Raw genomic sequence first — 18,167 nt, 5'->3', positions numbered from 1 at the left:
TTGTAATTTTAAATTCAATACATGGTGAATAAGGCCCGGGACAGCGATTCCGAACATCTTATCGAGGCAATTGTTGAAGGGATACGCCGCAAGAAAGGCCTCGATATCATAAATATTGATCTGAAGAAATTGGGAAACACAGAGTGTGACAATTTCATTATTTGTCACGGAAATTCCAATACCCACACCGATTCGATTGCCCATTCAGTTGAAGAAACCGTCGAGGAAATTGAAAATACCAGGGTTTGGCATAAAGATGGATATCAAAATGCTCAATGGATTTTGCTTGACTATGGCGATGTGATGGTGCATGTTTTCCAGGAACAGTACCGAAGGTTTTATGATCTGGAAGAACTATGGGCCGATGCCCTGATTATACAAATTGAATCAGAAAGTTGAACTTTATATGGCTGATAATAACATCAAAAAGAATAACGGATCGGGCACGCCGAATAACAATAAAAAGCCGCAAGGTGGCGGTGGAAAAGGTCGCTTTAACCCTAAGTTTAATCCCATTTATGTTTACGGGATTATTATCCTGATCTTCATTGCGCTTCAGTATTTTCGTTCGGGTGGTTCTCCTGTCGAAACCAATTGGCGAGAAGTGAAAAACACCATGCTGAAGAATGGTGACATTAAGAAAATAGTGGTCGTTAACCGCGAGAGGGCTGAAATATTCCTGAAAGATAGCGCTTATGAAAAATACAAATCGAAATTCGACCAGGGTTTCGGCACTCCCAGTCAGGCAGGGCCTCAGTTTTACTTTATCATCGGTTCAGTCGACACATTCGAGCAAAACCTGAAACAAGTTCAAGCAGATCTTCCCGAAAAGGATCAGGTAATTCTGACCTACGAAACACGACGGGACATTTTCATGGAAGTGATGAGCTGGATACTGCCCATTTTGTTGCTGATCGGTATCTGGTGGTGGATTTTCCGCCGAATGAGCCGTGGTGCCGGAGGCGGCGCGGGTTCGAATATCTTCAATGTCGGGAAATCGCAGGCAAAAGTTTTTGACAAAGATTCTCATGTCAGCACAACTTTCAAAGATGTTGCCGGACTCGCCGAAGCGAAACAGGAAATCGAGGAAATTGTGGAATTCCTGAGGAACCCCGGCCGATACACCAAGCTGGGAGGAAAAATCCCGAAAGGGGCGTTACTGGTTGGACCTCCCGGGACCGGGAAAACCTTGCTGGCCCGTGCCGTAGCCGGTGAAGCCAATGTTCCCTTCTTCTCCATGTCAGGTTCCGACTTTGTCGAAATGTTCGTGGGGGTTGGTGCGTCGCGTGTACGTGACCTGTTTAAACAAGCTAAAGAGAAGGCTCCGTGTATCGTCTTCATCGATGAGATTGACGCCATTGGACGTGCACGTGGACGAAATCCCAATATGGGCTCCAACGACGAGCGAGAGAATACGCTGAACCAGTTGCTGACCGAAATGGATGGGTTCGATACCAACTCCGGAGTCATTATTCTGGCAGCCACCAACCGGGCCGATGTCCTCGACCGTGCCCTGATGCGTGCCGGACGTTTCGACCGCCAGATTCATGTAGAACTACCAGACATCAACGAACGAAAAGAGATCTTCCAGGTACACCTGAAACCTTTGCGGAAAGGAGAAGATGTGGATGTTGCTTTCCTTGCTAAACAAACGCCCGGATTCTCAGGAGCCGATATAGCCAATGTTTGTAACGAAGCTGCATTGATTGCTGCCCGTCGGTTGAAGGAAACAGTACAAAAACAGGACTTCCTCGATGCGGTTGACCGAATCATTGGTGGACTCGAGAAGAAAAATAAAATTATATCGCCGAATGAGAAAGCAACTATTGCTTACCACGAAGCGGGACACGCTACCGTTAGTTGGCTGCTGGAGCACGCGCATCCGCTGGTGAAAGTAACCATTGTCCCCCGTGGAAAAGCCTTAGGTGCAGCCTGGTATCTTCCTGAAGAAAGACAGATTACTACGCGTGAACAGATGCTGGATGAAGTTTGCGCGACACTCGGAGGCCGGGCCGCGGAAGAAAACGTATTTGGTACCATCTCTTCCGGTGCACAAAATGACCTGGAGAAAGTATACAAAACAACGTACGCTATGGTTTGCTATTTCGGAATGAGCGATGCGGTAGGAAATGTAAGTTTCTACGATTCCACCGGGCAGTCGGATTACAGTTTCAGCAAACCGTATAGTGAACATACGGCTGAATTGATTGATCACGAGATTAAAGATCTGATTGATGTTCAGTATCAGCGGGCTCGGAAGATCCTGGCCGACAACGCTGAAGGACATAAGCAACTGGCTGAAAAATTACTGGAACGTGAGGTTATCTTCTCGGAAGATTTGGAAGCGATTTTTGGCCCCCGCCCTTGGGATGATCAGAAAGGTCCTGAAAAAAAGATGGAAGTTCCAATGGCAGATAACAGTGAAAACAAACCACTGACTTCGCCTCCAACTACCGCTCCGAAAGATTCGCCAAAGGATAACAAAGAAACTGCCTGACATGAAAAAGCCCGGTGCCAGGGGACAAATACTTGAAAGGATAAAAAATTCTGCCCCCGGGCAGAAAAACGACCAAAATGAAATAACCGGAAAGGCGCAGGAAAAGCCCTCTCCGGTTTTTCCTGTTTCTGAACTGCCATTAACCGAACAGTTTCAACAGGAACTGGAGAAAATACAAGGCACATTTCATTCGGTTAAAAATCGGGAAGAGCTGCTTAATACGTTGAACAAACTCCATGACCACTATAGATGGCCATTCGTATTTTGTCGCGATAATGAACTGACAGAAATTTTGAAAGATGCCGGTTTAGAGGTAACTTCAGACATGCAGCGTTTCCCGGAAACCGAAGCAACACTTACCGGCTGTGAATGCCTGATTGCTGAAACCGGAGGAGTATTAGTACATTCGGGTAGCGCCAGCGGACGAAAGCTACATTTCTTTCCCGCCGTGCACATGGTTATGGCCAGCCCTAATCAACTTGTCAGAACACTGGAAGAGGCACTTATCAAAATGGAAGAGCAATACGGTGAAAACCTTCCGTCGCAGATAACGCATATTGCAGGCCCCAGCCGAACAGCCGATATTGAGAAAACATTGGTAATGGGCGCACATGGTCCCAAAGCGGTGCATGTTTTGCTAACGGAACATAAATAAACAAAAAAAGGGATTGTTATGGAAAAAGGATGGAAACAAATTTTCATGACCGGACAGGACTTTAAGGCTCAGATGGCCAAAGACCTGCTCGAAGAAAGCGGAATTGAAGCGCTTATCATGAATCATAAAGATTCAACTTTTACTACTTTTGGCGACATCGAAGTTTATGTCCGCGAAGAAGATGAAGAGCAAGCGCTGGACATCGTTAAAAATCTGAAAAGCGGGGAAAATTGAACGATCTTAAAGTCCGTACTCTTTGGGGAACTATGTTTGTAGCTGTGCTTATCGGGGCAACCTGGATAAGCCCCTATACCTTTTCCCTGTTATTTGTTTTCATTAGTAGTTTTACATTGAAAGAATTTTACGATTTGTTGGCCAAATCCGGTGCGGTCCCTCATCAGAAACTTGGAATATTTGCCGGCATTGTTCTTTTTTTGGTATCCTTTTTTGTCGCGCGGGGAGCCTTGTCGGAAGCATGGCTTTTAACGTTGATCCCTCTAATGCTTTCCCTGTTTATTGCCGAACTTTATCGCAATAAATCCATGGAAATGCCTTTCCGGAATATTGCCTATACGGCCATTGGGGTGATATACATTTCGGTTCCATTTGCCCTACTCAACTTCTTTGTATTTCCCAGAGGAATGGGTTACACCTATGAGCCTAAAATATTGCTCAGCCTTCTGTTTTTCATTTGGGCCAACGATTCAGGCGCCTACCTGATTGGTTCGCAATTTGGGAAACACCGGCTGTTCGAACGTATTTCTCCCAAAAAATCGTGGGAAGGTTTCTTCGGCGGACTGGCAGCCGCCATTATTGTGGCAGCTATGCTGGCTCAGTTCTGGGAACAGTATAGTTTCTTCCCGCTGGCCATTATTGCAGCTATTACCGTGGTGGCCGGTACCTTCGGCGACCTCATTGAATCCATGTTTAAAAGAAGCTTAGGGGTAAAAGATTCGGGAAGTTTTATGCCGGGACACGGTGGCCTGCTCGACCGTTTTGATAGCATTCTAACAGCTATTCCTATGGTATATTTTATTCTTGTATTTCTTCGCTGAACAATATTTACGTAAATTTGCCCAGCACGTTTAAGACCAACCATGAGAATACACAAAGAAGGCTATGCCATTATTGCAGTAGCAGTGCTGATTTGGGCGTTACTGAACGGCCTCGTATGGGAAAGTGGAGAACCTTATTTCTTCGCGTTTATGTTGTTGATTTCAACGTCGGTACTTGTATTTACCATTCGTTTTTTCCGATATCCCGACCGGGAAATTAATCGTGGGAACAAAACCATTCTGGCTCCGGCGGACGGACTGATTGTAGCCATTGAGGAAACCACTGAAACGGAATATTTTCAGGATCGGAGATTACAGGTTTCCGTTTTCATGTCACTGTTCAATGTGCATGCTAACTGGTTACCCGTTGCCGGGAAAATTAAATACGTAAAGCATCACAAAGGACGATACATGTCGGCATACCTGCCGAAATCATCAACCGATAATGAACGGACCACAACCGTTATTCAAATGGAAGATGGTACCGAAATTTTGGTCCGGCAAATTGCCGGCGCCATGGCCAAAAGGGTTGTTACCTACGCCAAAGAAGGTGACACGATGGATCAAGGAGGTGAACTCGGTTTCATTAAATTCGGTTCCCGAGTGGATCTGTTCCTACCTGTTGGCACTGAAATAACAGCCGACATGTGCGAAGCCGTTACCGGAAGTCAAACCGTTCTGGCTAAACTGAAATAACGCGTCAAAAAGCTCAGGTAATCATGCGAAAACACATTCCGAATTTTGTTACTTCGCTTAATATTGTCAGTGGTAGTCTTTCTGTTATGTTTGCCCTCGAAGGGCACATTAACCTGGCCGTGCTGACGATGTTTCTGGCCGCCGTATTTGACTTTTTCGACGGAATGAGCGCCCGCTTACTGAAAACATATTCTCCTATCGGGAAAGAGCTGGACTCACTGGCTGATATGATATCATTCGGACTGGCTCCCGGAATGATGGTGCTAACGTTACAGAAATACGCGCTATTTGGTAATGTATCTTCATTAGTGGGGACATCGGGTGGATGGCTGACCTGGGTATTCTTACTCAGCGCATTCTTTATACCGGTAATGTCAGGGTTGCGGCTGGCGAAATTCAATATCGATGACCGTCAAACAACCTCATTTATCGGGTTGCCAACACCTGCCAATGCTATCTTTTTTGCTTCGCTGGCGCTGATTGCCGAAAACGGAAACAGGCCTGTATTAGACGGGATACTGCTCTCGCCTTACAGTTTGTTTTTTTTCACGATAGTGATGTCGCTGTTGCTCGTTTCCGAAATACCCATGTTTTCACTGAAGATTAAGAACCTGAAATGGAGTGGTAACCAGGTACGCTACCTGTTCCTGCTAATGGTTCTTGTGCTTACCTATTTCTTCAGCTTCTATGGCATCACGCTTTCCATTTTATTGTATATCCTTATCTCTTTCACCCTTAGCCTGAAGAAGTCTGTTTGAGCTTCATTGCTGGTTTCTTTACCTGTAGGAAAGTTGTTTCATTCCCTTTTATGCCGAACAGTTATTTCCGTAAAATCTTTCCCCCGAAAGCAGGAATAAGCTACTTACCTATTGTTCCCTCATAAATAATTCTGCAAACTAAAAAGGGCCATCTTCGCAAAGACAGCCCTTGAATAATTTTATACAAACCGGATTATTCCTCCTCCAGTTTATGCTCATATTTTTTGAGCGCATACTGCACTGCTTTCAAGCTGATGTAGATAAGTATCGGCCAGCTTAACAACCATAATATCGATTCCAAATACATAAACTAAAATTTTTGGGTTTAATAAACATGACCTTCGCCCTCGCCGGTAATTTCCGATTCGGTGATTTTCTCGCGGTTAATGGCTTTCCAGGCATACCAAATATATGCCAGTACAAAAGGAAGCATCAACGAAACGTAACTCATCACTGTCAGGGTATATTTCGATGATGAACTATTTACAATGGTCAACGACGATTGCAAATCGAAATTCGACGGATAGCAGCAGGTGTTATTGTAACCGGCAACCAACATCAGGGCAAATATGGTGAGCACTGTTCCGATCCCGGCGTACCAGATTCCATTGGTTTTGTCTTTCAACAGCGAACTGATGATGCCCCAAAGCACCCCGACTACACCAACAAGGAAGATAATCAGTACTACCGGCATCTGCAGAAAGTTGTGCAGGTACTTGTATGGCTCCATCGATACCTCAAACGTTTTGGGGTCGTAAGCAAAACCTTTAATGAGAAGCAAACGAACCACGAAGTAGAGGAAGAATACCAAAAATGGAATGGTATTATACAGCAACTGTTTCTTGGCATTCCGAAAAATAGTTTCGTGGTCGATGCTGTTCATGAAATACAGAAGGGACAGAACTCTTGCCAGGAAAAATATTGCAAGTCCCAATGCCACGTTGCTGAATGTCAAAACAGCTTCCAGGCCGTGTGCCGGATTTTCCCATTGCGATAGGTTCATGTTGCTAACCGAGAAGTTGGCTCCGTTGAAGAATGTTCCAACTACCACGCCAAGGAGCACGGTTCCCAGCAATCCGTTAACAAACAGGAACACGTCGAAAGTGCGCTTGCCCAGGAAATTACTTGGCCGGCTCCGAAATTCATACGAAACAGCCTGAATGATAAAGGCAAATAACAAGGCCATCCAGGCCCAGTAGGCTCCGCCAAAGCTGGTAGAATAGAAAAGCGGGAACGAAGCGAAAAGTGCCCCGCCAAAAGTTACCAGCGTGGTAAACGTAAACTCCCACTTGCGACCAAGCGCGTTGACAATCATGGTACGCTCGTTGCTGGTTTTTCCCAGCCGGTAAATCAGCGTCTGGCCTCCCTGAACAAACATCAGGAAAACAAGTAACGCAGCTAAAAGTGATATGATGGCCCACCAATAGTGCTGGAGGGTTAAATAACTCATTGATTCAAACATGGTTAGTGTCCTCCGTCTTTAGGTCCGATTTTAATTTGTTTCGCCATAATTTTCACCTCGGCAATCAACAGCAGCGTGAATACAAAGGCAAACAGCCAGAAAGTTACCTGAACAGCGCTCGCATTGATATGCGACACAGCTGCCACCGTTGGCAACAGATCCTGAATTACCCAAGGCTGACGGCCAACCTCGGCCAATGTCCAACCTGACATCGAGGCTATGTAAGCCAGCGGCATGGTAATAATTGCCAACCGAAGGAACCATTTCTTCTTATCGAGTGTGCCTCTGGTAACCCATAGAAAGGCAAACAAGAAGAAGAAAACAAAATAAGTCCCCAACATTACCATGATGCGGAAACTATAGAATACCATAGGAATACTGGGAATCAAATCAGTTGGGCTCTTAAGATATCCATACCCGAAATATTTGAAGTAATTCTTCTGGAAATCGTCAGACATAAATTTTGCCCGTAACTGAGTAGCCTCATCAGCGTTCCCGTTGTCCAGAGCCATCTTATAATCCTTCAAAAGCTGGATGGCCTCCTTCCCCCGGACAATCTTTTCAGGGGCCGATAAAATATTGTGTTCACTATTTCCATTCAGTAAATCTTTAATTCCTGGCATAAACTGGGTGGTATTAAAATACGCGAGAAGAGAAAGGCCCCTGGGAATTTCGACCCTAAAAAGGAAATTCTTCAGTTGCTTATATTCAGGATCAGATTGTTTGGTAGAAAGTACTCCCATAGCAATCAGGCCGGGACCATTCTTACCTTGGTAAAGACCTTCCATGGCAGCCAGTTTCATAGGCTGGTGGTAGGCTACCTGCTGTGTTGAGAAATGACCGAAACCAATCACAAAAACGGAGCTGATCAGACCGAAAACAGCTGAAACCAGGATACTTTTCCGGGCAAAAATAACTTCTCTCTTTTTTAGAATGTACCAGGCAGAGATACCAATGACAAAAATGGATGCCAGTTCAAATCCGGAAAAGATGGTGTGCAAAAATTTGCTGGTCGCTACAGGGGAGAGAAACACATCCCAGAAATTGACCATTTCATTCCTGGCCGTATCCGGGTTAAACTGCATTCCTACCGGGAATTGCATCCAGCCATTGGCAACCAATATCCACAATGCCGAGAGATTGGCCCCTAATGCAGTTAGCCAGGTAGATACAAGGTGAAACCTTTTGCTCACCTTTTCCCAACCGAAAAACATCACAGCAATAAAGGTCGACTCCATAAAAAAGGCCATGATACCTTCGATGGCCAAAGGAGCGCCAAAGATGTCGCCTACAAACCAGGAGTAAGTTGACCAGTTGGTTCCAAATTCAAATTCCAAAATAATTCCGGTTGCCACACCAATGGCAAAATTAATCCCGAATACTTTCATCCAGAATTTGGTAATTTTTTTCCACTCAGGATTTCCGGTCTTTACATAGATAGTCTCCATGATCGCCAGAATAAACGTAATCCCGAGTGTCAGCGGCACGAACAACCAATGGTACATCGCCGTGAGGGCAAATTGGGCCCTCGACCAGTCAACCAAGGATAGATCAAGTAATTCATTCATGTTTTACGATTATTTGATTAATTGATTATTTGATATTGGTCAGATTCTCAATAACGTAATCTCCCCGTTCCTTATCCGTCTTAAAATTCTGCTTGAGCAAATCGGGGAAGAAAAACAGCTTGAGCACAAAAAACATCACAAAAAGTTTTATTAAAATGATTACCCAGAGACTTTTCCCCCATGTCATCTGCCTGAAGCCTTCATAATAAAAGTGGGCGATTTTCTTCAAAATTTTCATTGTGTGCAAACATTATGCGCGATAAACAACTAAACCACTTAACAAAAGAAATTGGGAGTTGTTTACTTGGTTTCATTCTGAATAAAGACATAACCAATGAAGATCCTCAACATTAAAATGTATTAGTTTTTCATACGTTTAAAATTTATAATTATGGTCCATCATTTAATTCTAAATTTGAGAACGTATGGAACCGCTTCGCTCTCACATGAACTTTTTTTAATCATTGCCTTTGGCGAACTTTTGATTAAATCAGTTCATGTCCGTTTCATTTAAAGAATCTGAATAGGGAATTTGAATATTATGTAACATTATATTCCGTTTAGGTACAGCAATGTCTGCCAACATTTGATTACCGGGGCTTAAGATAAAAGCATTGAAACAATATCCGCTCCCGGTCCATCATGTTTTACGACACCTTTTGATGGCACCAAAGAGGGTAATGAACTTTGTTACTGAAAGAAGCACATCTATCTTACAGATATAATAAACATGATAAAAATTAACTTTTATACCGAAAAGACTAATCATCTGTCATTTTAGAGGTAAGTTCGCGTACCAACCGGAACTGCGAAAGGAACTCGTGGGCAATAACGCGAAGAACGGTATAAACCGGGATAGCCAATATCATTCCGGCAATTCCTGCAAAACTTCCCGCCATCAGTATCACCAGGAAGATCTCCAGCGGATGTGCCCTGACACTGTTGGAATAGATAACCGGCTGAAATACCACGTTATCGATTACCTGAACAATAACCACCACCAACAGCACCAGCAATATCAGCGGTAAAGCCACATCCGGGAAACTGTCGTCGAGGTGTGTTGCAATAGCGACCAGGACACCGAAAGCTCCTCCAATCCATGGTCCAATATAGGGGATAACATTCATGACCCCGGCAAAAACGGCCACGACCAATCCGTGATTGAACCCCAGACCAATAATGGAAAATCCAATGGTGTCCAATGTCATAACGCCTAATACCTCGAAGATTATTCCAATAAAATATCGCTTCAGAAGATGATTAATGGAGGTCATGACATGCCTGGCTTTTCCCTCATATCTCAGCGGGACAAAAACAAGAATAATGTGGCTGAATAAGAGTTCTTCTTTTAAAAAGAAAAACAGAATAAAAGACACGGAAAAAAACATGAGAAACAGATTTCCTAATGTCCCGGCTACAGAGGAGAACAGGTTGGTCACCTGCCCGAAGTTCAGCATATTTGCCAGCTCTCCCTGAATATAATCCTGCATTCCTGAATCGGCGCCGCTGTATCTAATAAAATGTGGTATTTTATTAGACAAATGGGTGAAAGCCACATCTAGATAATCCATCACCGAGGTAATATCAATGGCAGATAAATCCTTTATTTCCATCGCTACCAGTGGAATTAATGCAGCTAAAAAACCAATGGTTACCGCCAACATAAGCAGTAGTGTAATCAGGGCACTGGAAATTTTCCCGAGATGCTTTTTCCCAAACGGAATGCGCTGGATTCCCTTCATTATTGGTCTTCCAATAAGCGAAAGCACCCCGGCAATGAGGATATAAGCTACAATATTTCTGAAATAAAATAACAGAAATATCAGGATACTAATCCCGACAAACAGGATGACATTGCGGGTGCGCTGGTTCATAAATTTAGCATTTCAGATAAACAAAAATACAAATTAGTTCCTCGTTTAACATCTGTTAGCGGATTTATCCTCTTCATTTGTATTTTGCCAGGGGAATTGCCTGGACCGCCTCATCAGGCATAAAAAAGGAACTGCCCGGTTGGTACAGTTCCTTTTCTGTTTTCAAACAAGAATAACAGGTGTCGATTTCCTGTTCTCACTATCTAATCCTTAATGGACTATTTACCTTTTGTTTCAGCAAGGCAATTTCCAGAACATCCATTACCGTTTCAACAAAATGAAATTTTAATCCCTTAATGTAAATGGGTTTAATCTCTTCCAGATCCTTTTCATTCTGCCGCGAAATAATAATCTCCTTTATACCCGCCCTTTTGGCCGCCAGTATTTTTTCCTTTATTCCTCCTACCGGCAATACTTTTCCCCGTAAGGTAATCTCTCCGGTCATCGCCAGGTTACGTTTTACTTTCCGTTGTGTAAATGCCGAAGCCAACGAAGTGGCCATGGTGATTCCGGCCGATGGCCCATCTTTAGGAATGGCGCCTTCCGGAACGTGAACATGGACATCCCATTTTTCAAATGACTGTGAAGTCAGGCCTAGATCCGGAGCGTGGGAACGAAGATATTCCAGCGCAATGGTAGCCGACTCCTTCATCACCTCACCGAGATTTCCGGTTAACGTGAAACGGCCTTTCCCTTTACTTAGACTGGTTTCAACATAGAGAATTTCTCCACCAACAGCGGTCCAGGCCAAACCAGTTACCACACCGGCAAACTCATTCCCTTCGTAAGTCTCACGGACATAAATCGGAACGCCCAGGTATTCCTTGACATCCTCAACTTTGAGTTTCTTGTTATATTTCTCGCCAAAAGCTATTTTCCGTGCTACACGACGAACCACCTTGGCCAATTGCTTATCGAGTTCACGAACGCCCGACTCGCGTGTATAATTCTCGATGATGCGGACCAAAACTTCTTTGGGGAAAGTCAGGCTTCCCTTGGCCATTCCATGATTCTTCAACTGACGGGGAACAAGGTGCCGCTTGGCAATTTCAGTCTTCTCCTCAACCAGGTAACCACTTACATCTATCAATTCCATCCGGTCGCGAAGTGCCGGTTGTATCGTGCTCAATGTATTCGCGGTAGCAATAAACATAACACGCGAAAGGTCGAAGTCGACATCCAGGTAGTTATCGTGAAATTCCGAATTCTGTTCGGGATCCAACACCTCCAGCAGTGCTGAAGCCGGATCGCCATGAAAATCCTGTGAGACCTTATCGATCTCGTCAAGGATAAAAACTGGATTGGCAGAACCCGCCCTTTTCAGATTCTGGATAATACGGCCTGGCATTGCGCCAATATACGTTTTTCGGTGTCCGCGAATCTCCGCCTCATCGTGCAGACCGCCCAGGCTCATCCGGATGTATTTTCTTCCCAGCGACCGGGCGATGGATTTACCCAGTGAAGTTTTACCCACTCCGGGAGGTCCGTACAAACAGAGAATGGGTGACTTCATATCGCCCTTTAACTTTAGTACCGCCAAATGCTCCAGGATACGCTCCTTCACTTTCTCCAAACCATAATGGTCATCATCCAGCACTTTTTCGGCATGATGCAAATCGAAATTATCTTCAGTGTATTCATTCCACGGAAGATCAAGCAAGGTTTCAAGATAGCCCACCTGGATGGAATATTCTCCGGCAGCGGGGTTCATCCGGGTCAGCTTTTCCACTTCCTTATTGAAAAAGCCTGCCATCTCTTCATCCCACTTCATTTCGGCGCCCCGTTTCTTCAGCTCCTCAATCTCCTTCTCAATGGGATTTCCGCCAAGTTCATCCTGAATAGTTTTTATTTGCTGGTTAAGAAGATATTCACGCTGCTGCTGATCCAAGTCGACCTTTACTTTGCGCTGGATATCTTTTTTCAACTCCATCACCTGGACCTCACGAACAAGAAATCCCATCAGCTGGCTTCCGCGGCTGCGAATATCGTTTTCTTCCAGCAACTCTTGTTTCTCGTGTGTTTCAAGCTCAACATTGTTACAAATGAAGTTGATGAGGAAAGTCGGACTCTCGATGTTCTTGATGGCAAACTGCGCTTCCGGCGGAACATTACCGGTATATTTCATCAACTTGAGTGACAAATCCTTTAATGATTCTATCACTACACTAAATTCTGAGCCTTCGCTGTTCTGCTCATATTCGTCGTAAGGGTGAACAAGCGCCTTCATGTAAGGCAGCTGTTCTGTTATTCCTGCAATCTTAATTCTCCGCTTTCCCTGAATAATCATGGAAGTCGTACCATCAGGCATTTCCAATATTTTCAGGATTTCGGCCATTGTTCCAACCGGGAAAAGATCTTCTGTCTGCGGCTCTTCAACTTTACCATCCTTCTGGGTAACCGTTCCCAGCAATTTATCACCGGCATACACATCGCGGATGAGCTTCAGCGATTTTTGTCGGCCCACGGTTATCGGCATCACCACACCGGGAAACAAAACAGCATTCCGAAGCGGCAATACTGGCAGACTTTCCGGCACTTCAACCGATTTAAAATCTGACTCGTCGCCATCAGCAATAATCGGAATAAATTCCCCGGGGTCCTCCATCAAACTGCTAAATACGAACTTATGTTTTTGATTATCTCGTTCCATGCATGTTCTCTCTAATGACATTTTGTCGTTGTTTTTCATTTCCACAACCTGTGGGTTAACAGGTCAATTCCTATGCCAAAATCACGTGTTTTAATTACTGCCGGCCCACCGAATGTCTAACACCAAAAAAGCCCCGTAATGATTACGGGGCTTCCTTCATATACTAAAAGTCGATTACTTTTTTCTATTGTCCATGTGTTTCTGGTAACGGTTCATGAACTTGTCAACACGGCCAGCTGTGTCAACCAATTTCATCTTACCAGTATAGAAAGGGTGAGAGGTACTTGAGATTTCCAGTTTAATCAGCGGATACTCAACACCATCAATTTCAACATTTTCCCGTGAAGGGGCAGCCGATTTGGTGATAAATGTATGTCCGTTGGACATATCCCTGAAGACCACCATTCGATAATTTTCCGGATGTATTCCCTTTTTCATTTTTTCCTCGTTTAATATCTTATTCTGAATTTCTTACTTTTCCAAACGGTTTGCAAAGATATATATACTTAAGAAATCTGCAAAAGAATTCAACAAAAGATTTGTCTAAATAATATCCTGAAACTGAACTGAAATCAACCTTTTTTCTTGGGTCCAGTTGCTTCGTTTTTCTCTTTGTTTTTGCGTTCTTCGCGTAAAAGACGTACATCTTTCATCAATTTGGGTGCACGCTCAAACGGCTGGTCCGGGTCGAACAGGTAACGCATCGTATAATGCGTTTTGGCATGAACACCACCAACCGATTTATACATGGCCACCATTTTCGGATTGAAATCGCCGACCCACGACATTTCAATTTCATTGTACCAATACTTCCGCTTCATCACTTTGTCGAGGTGCCAGAAGATGGCTGACTCCAAACCGGAACCCTGGAACTTCGGAACAACGCCCATGATAAGAATCCGGGTACGGGTTATCGTTCTCTTCTTTTTATAGTACCAGAATTTCAGCACATTTTTCAAATTGACTTTGCCGTCGAGCTTGATGAGAACCTGGTTCCAATCAGGAATCATCCCGAAGAAAGCTACCGGCTCATCGTTGTGATAGGCAAACCAAAGAAATTCTTCATCAGCAATAAATTTAGCCAGACGAACCATTCCCCGGACATCATCCAAATCAACCGATTGATGATTATCGTGGTGCGCCCACGCCTGATCATAGATCTTGGTAAAATCCTGAATATATTTTTCAATATTGCTAAACCGAACATGTTCGAAGTGATAATTGGGCTTTTGCGCTACCCAACCAGCAATTTTCCAAAATCGTTCGGGAAAAGGCTTTTTATGATCGAGATGGTAACTGTATTGCTCAAAATAAACTTTAAATCCGTATGCATCAAAAAGATCGCGGTAGTAAGGCCTGTGATAGGGCATTCCAAAAGCCTGCGGCACAAAACCGTCAACCAACAACCCCCAGTTTAACAGGTTCTCACCAAAATTGACTGGCCCGTCCATTGCTTCCATACCGCGTTCCTTGAGCCAGTTTTTTGCCGTGTCGAACAATAAAAACGCAGCTTCCTGATTCTCCACACACTCGAAATATCCCATTCCTCCTGTTGGCTGCTGAAAAGTATAGGCTTTGTTTCCATTGATGAAAGCCCCTACCCTCCCCAGCAATCTACCATCGTCATCCGTCAAAACCCATCGGGTACCATCGCCGTTTTTGTAGAAAACGTTTTTCTGCGGATCGAACGTATTGTCAATCATAGCTTCCAACGGAGGCGTCCAATTTGTGTCGCCACGATACACCTCGTGCGCTACCTTGTGAAAAAGCTTGCGTGTTTGTTTATCGTTTACTTCCCTGATTTGCATATTTCTTGACTTGGTATTTTATCTGCTAAATTAGAGTAAAAATTGAAATTGTCAGTTTCAATATTTTGATTTTACCTGAACCAACTCCCTGAATCGTTCACGCTTTTTCGTCCAGCATTTCCCGGATATAATCGGATTCCAGTTCTTCAATAATCTCTCCGGCCACCATTTGCGACACCGGCGAACCGATGGTTTGTAATGTACGCGCAAACATGATAGCCAGTTTGTTCAAACTGATATTTCTGCGACCGATATGTGTAAACGACCGGATAAAAATGCTGGACAATTCCGGGTCTTTGGAGAGCGGTGGCAATACTTCAAAAAATGACTCGAAAGCTTCGTCTCCCGTGGTTTTATCCATCAGCGCCAGACGCCCCATCATTAACAAACCTGTCATTTTTACCAGGTTCTTTTTCTCCAGACACCACTCCCTCGCTTTTTGAAAAGCGAAAGGAGTAAATACGAACAGATTCATAGAAGCTTGCTCCGCCATTTCGATGGTTGGAAGACTTTTTACCCAGTAATCAATTTGTTCTTCGGTAACCTGAGAAGGTTCGTCCAGCATGGTAGCCAGAATCATGGTCTCCCGCCACTGCTTGTTCCATAACTTCAGGGCCAGCAAATGATTTTTGGAGTAATTCTCCGCCAACAGCCGCAATGAAACAATCGAAGCGCCGAGATTGACCTTGTATTCCAGTCCTCTTTTGGTCATCATTTCGGCAACCGCGCCATTCTTAATTGGCCATATCCTCCGGATAATTTCCTGGTAGGTATTTTCGATTTGTCGATTATCAAGCAGGTATTCCATTTTTTCAATTTATGACAATTTCAATCATAAGGAACAAAGTTAATATTCCTGCCGAAAACAGCAGGTGTCTCTTCCAGTCGTTATAAGCTGTCACCGTTATTCCTTCGAGACGGTACAGCCAGTAAGCAAGATAGCATTTTTCGAAGAGATATGCGATGACCGTGGCCAAGGCAACCCCTTCCAATCCAAAAGGAAATGACAATAAAATGCTCAACCCTACATTGATAAGAATTTCATACACAGCTGCCCTACTGATGATTGTCGTTTTCCCAATTCCGTTCAGGATGGTTTGTGGAAAAACTAATCGTGGAATAATCAGCAACAGGTAAATATTGAAAATAGAAGCCGATTCGGCGAAAGCCGGATTAAAAATAAGTGGAAAAATCCAGGGCGAAAGTATCATTAACAAAGCCGACAGTGGAAACATCCAGTTCATCATCTTTGCCGAACGCACTTTGATTTCATCAAGATGCAATGACAAGCCAGCTGGCTTGCCCAATTTGGGCAACATCGCATTGCTAAAGGCATTGGCGATAAGCACAACCAACGGAAGTTCGCGTGCACCAAAACGGAAAATGGCGAATGTAGCCGAACCAAAACGAAGGGTCACCAGCCAACCATCGATATATTGTGCCGAACCGCTTAGTAACGTAGCTAAAATGAGTGGCCATGAACGGATCAAAAGTTTTCGGGCAAGCTCTCTTGAGAATATAACGGACGAATAACGAAGAACCAATCTGACCAGCCACGAGAACTGAAGCAATGCAACCAGGGCAAGTATCTTCAATATTATTTCAATACCTTCTCCCGATACTAAAGCGATCAAAATTAACATAAGCTGTAGCCCGAAAATACCGAATCCGTATCGCAGCATTCCACCCGGACGGTTATCGAGCAAATAGATATAAACGGTCAGGTTTGCCGGTATCCCGAAGACAACAAAAAGAAGAAACCAATACAAGGCATGACCACGTAAAAATGAAAGAAGGCCGGCTTGGTACAATACTGTAAACATAAGAGCGGTAAAAGTCGAGAATACCAAAAGGACAAAGAACACGGTAAAAAGGAATGGAGATTTTTGCCTTCCGACTGCCTCCTTTTCTTCTGATCCGGCCATCGGTAGCGCTCCCTGTATTAACCCGTTTAACCAGAAAAAACTGGCCATCCCTGCCCAAAAGAGGAACGATTCGTATTGCCCGATTTCCGATACACTCAGCTTCGAATGTGTCAACAAAATCCCGATCAGAACCAACATTCCGAAACGGAGCAATTGAAAAACCTGCAACGATTTTTCGCTATCCCAATTCTCTTTCAAAGTCAAAATCTAAATTCTTATTGCTTACCTGAAAGATCAAACTTAATGATTCTCTGCCGGATGAAAAATTGACTTTATCAACAAACCACTTTCGCTTACTAGAAACATTCTGCCGGCCTTGGTTTATTTGATAAAGCAATGAAATGGAAAGTTTGATTTTCCCCAATATTTTTTTTCTGATGATTTGCAGCAATCAAAAAACATTATCTATATTTGCATCCGCAATCGCGAAAAATGGTGGATGTAGCTCAGTTGGTTAGAGCACTGGATTGTGGTTCCAGGGGTCGTGGGTTCAAGTCCCATCTTCCACCCCACTCAAACCGGCTTCTGAATATTCGGAAGCCGGTTTTTTATATTTCATTCTCCCATAATTTCCTCATCCGTTTTACTTGAAATTTCACCCTCAATTTAACAATTTTCCCGTATTGTACTTTCAACAATAACCATGTGCCAATTTTCCATTCGCCACACGAAATTGAACATTCACCACTAAAAATCGACCGTTCGTCAAAAAAAGTTGGCCATTTCAATGCAATACTTTTAATTTATCACAGCGAGTCATCCAAAACGATTAATTAACCGCCCAAAACCGTTCGCTCATGAAAGTCAAAATGCTTAACATCGATGGCGAAGTTCTATTCCTGAAAAAGATTTCCACAAGAAATTTGGAACGGGGCCACGCTCCGGAAGAGAATAAAATGAAAAACCTCAAAAAAGGCATCTATTTTCTTCATTTCGACTTTGAGACCAGCCACTTTACCAACAAAGTCGTAATTAGATAGAGCTTTCCACCAAAACCGGGCAAAAGCCCGGTTTTTTTATCCCCTTTCTTGAAGCTGTACTTTTTTCTTTCGTGGATTTCCCCTGAAAATGCTTTTATCACTTAAAAGAACCCACTAAGCAAGATTCCTGAATTCGGCTGGTTTTAAAAAAATTTCCCCCCTGAGTCACTGCCAATTTTCAGTTATCAATAAACTGATTACTATCTTGGATCGCTTGTAAAAATATGGATACATTTGCG

General features: G+C 43.7%; 17 protein-coding genes and 1 tRNA gene. 9 read left to right on the top strand and 9 right to left on the bottom strand.

From position 1 onward, the window contains the following. Window positions 1-21: 21 nt before the first annotated feature. The 7 genes from rsfS to GJU82_RS16340 are packed head-to-tail and all read left to right on the top strand — an operon-like array spanning window position 22 to window position 5,661. The gene (gene rsfS, locus GJU82_RS16370) at window positions 22-399 is read left to right on the top strand and encodes a ribosome silencing factor (RefSeq protein ID WP_153633131.1); all 378 of its coding nucleotides are present in this window, start codon (window positions 22-24) and stop codon (window positions 397-399) included. Between the two features lie 7 nt (window positions 400-406). Further along, a complete protein-coding gene (ftsH, locus tag GJU82_RS16365) occupies window positions 407-2,497 on the top strand; it encodes an ATP-dependent zinc metalloprotease FtsH (RefSeq protein WP_153633130.1) in 2,091 nt (696 codons plus the stop codon). A gap of 1 nt (window position 2,498) precedes the next feature. Further along, window positions 2,499-3,152: a lactate utilization protein gene (locus tag GJU82_RS16360; RefSeq protein WP_153633129.1), complete on the top strand. Its 654-nt coding sequence runs from the start codon at window positions 2,499-2,501 to the stop codon at window positions 3,150-3,152. Window positions 3,153-3,170: 18 nt separating this feature from the next. Then, complete coding sequence (locus tag GJU82_RS16355) at window positions 3,171-3,386, top strand: DUF2007 domain-containing protein (protein ID WP_106540358.1); 216 nt, start codon at window positions 3,171-3,173, stop codon at window positions 3,384-3,386. After that, window positions 3,383-4,207 carry a phosphatidate cytidylyltransferase gene (locus tag GJU82_RS16350; protein ID WP_106540359.1) on the top strand — a complete coding sequence of 275 codons (825 nt, stop codon included), beginning with the start codon at window positions 3,383-3,385 and terminating at the stop codon, window positions 4,205-4,207. Before GJU82_RS16355 ends, GJU82_RS16350 begins: the two co-directional genes overlap by 4 nt. Before the next feature lie 42 nt (window positions 4,208-4,249). Next, on the top strand, window positions 4,250-4,903 hold the full coding sequence (locus GJU82_RS16345) for a phosphatidylserine decarboxylase family protein (RefSeq protein WP_106540360.1): 654 nt from the start codon (window positions 4,250-4,252) through the stop codon (window positions 4,901-4,903). A 23-nt stretch (window positions 4,904-4,926) separates the two neighbouring features. Next, the gene (locus tag GJU82_RS16340) at window positions 4,927-5,661 is read left to right on the top strand and encodes a phosphatidylcholine/phosphatidylserine synthase (protein ID WP_106540361.1); all 735 of its coding nucleotides are present in this window, start codon (window positions 4,927-4,929) and stop codon (window positions 5,659-5,661) included. A gap of 325 nt (window positions 5,662-5,986) precedes the next feature. Here GJU82_RS16340 and GJU82_RS16335 read toward each other — a convergent pair whose 3' ends face one another. The 9 genes from GJU82_RS16335 to GJU82_RS16295 form a co-directional block, all read right to left on the bottom strand. After that, entirely contained in the window at window positions 5,987-7,111 is a 1,125-nt protein-coding gene (locus GJU82_RS16335) for a cytochrome d ubiquinol oxidase subunit II (protein WP_228488744.1), read from the bottom strand. Window positions 7,112-7,125: 14 nt separating this feature from the next. Next, window positions 7,126-8,691: a cytochrome ubiquinol oxidase subunit I gene (locus GJU82_RS16330; RefSeq protein WP_153633128.1), complete on the bottom strand. Its 1,566-nt coding sequence runs from the start codon at window positions 8,689-8,691 to the stop codon at window positions 7,126-7,128. 25 nt (window positions 8,692-8,716) lie between these two features. Beyond that, on the bottom strand, window positions 8,717-8,929 hold the full coding sequence (locus tag GJU82_RS16325) for a DUF4492 domain-containing protein (RefSeq protein ID WP_106540364.1): 213 nt from the start codon (window positions 8,927-8,929) through the stop codon (window positions 8,717-8,719). Between the two features lie 523 nt (window positions 8,930-9,452). After that, on the bottom strand, window positions 9,453-10,565 hold the full coding sequence (locus GJU82_RS16320) for an AI-2E family transporter (RefSeq protein ID WP_153633127.1): 1,113 nt from the start codon (window positions 10,563-10,565) through the stop codon (window positions 9,453-9,455). 199 nt (window positions 10,566-10,764) lie between these two features. Then, complete coding sequence (lon, locus tag GJU82_RS16315; protein WP_228488743.1) at window positions 10,765-13,236, bottom strand: endopeptidase La; 2,472 nt, start codon at window positions 13,234-13,236, stop codon at window positions 10,765-10,767. Between the two features lie 153 nt (window positions 13,237-13,389). After that, on the bottom strand, window positions 13,390-13,653 hold the full coding sequence (locus GJU82_RS16310; RefSeq protein ID WP_153633125.1) for a type B 50S ribosomal protein L31: 264 nt from the start codon (window positions 13,651-13,653) through the stop codon (window positions 13,390-13,392). Window positions 13,654-13,787: 134 nt separating this feature from the next. Then, window positions 13,788-15,023 (bottom strand): GNAT family N-acetyltransferase, encoded by a 1,236-nt coding sequence (locus GJU82_RS16305; protein WP_153633124.1) that lies wholly within the window; start codon window positions 15,021-15,023, stop codon window positions 13,788-13,790. Window positions 15,024-15,120: 97 nt separating this feature from the next. Further along, on the bottom strand, window positions 15,121-15,831 hold the full coding sequence (locus GJU82_RS16300) for a hypothetical protein (protein ID WP_153633123.1): 711 nt from the start codon (window positions 15,829-15,831) through the stop codon (window positions 15,121-15,123). Between the two features lie 4 nt (window positions 15,832-15,835). Next, the gene (locus GJU82_RS16295; RefSeq protein ID WP_153633122.1) at window positions 15,836-17,146 is read right to left on the bottom strand and encodes a polysaccharide biosynthesis C-terminal domain-containing protein; all 1,311 of its coding nucleotides are present in this window, start codon (window positions 17,144-17,146) and stop codon (window positions 15,836-15,838) included. Window positions 17,147-17,383: 237 nt separating this feature from the next. Between GJU82_RS16295 and GJU82_RS16290 the strand changes: the two genes are divergently transcribed. Both GJU82_RS16290 and GJU82_RS16285 read left to right on the top strand, forming a co-directional pair. Beyond that, window positions 17,384-17,460 (top strand) — tRNA-His (locus tag GJU82_RS16290). Window positions 17,461-17,745: 285 nt separating this feature from the next. After that, window positions 17,746-17,928: a hypothetical protein gene (locus tag GJU82_RS16285; protein ID WP_153633121.1), complete on the top strand. Its 183-nt coding sequence runs from the start codon at window positions 17,746-17,748 to the stop codon at window positions 17,926-17,928. The last annotated feature ends 239 nt before the right edge of the window (window positions 17,929-18,167 follow it).

The organism is Prolixibacter sp. SD074 (assembly GCF_009617895.1).
In the GTDB taxonomy this organism is placed as follows: Bacteria; Bacteroidota; Bacteroidia; order Bacteroidales; family Prolixibacteraceae; genus Prolixibacter.
The sequence above is the reverse complement of the archived record's forward strand: the minus strand, read 5'-3'. Positions and strand labels throughout refer to the sequence as shown.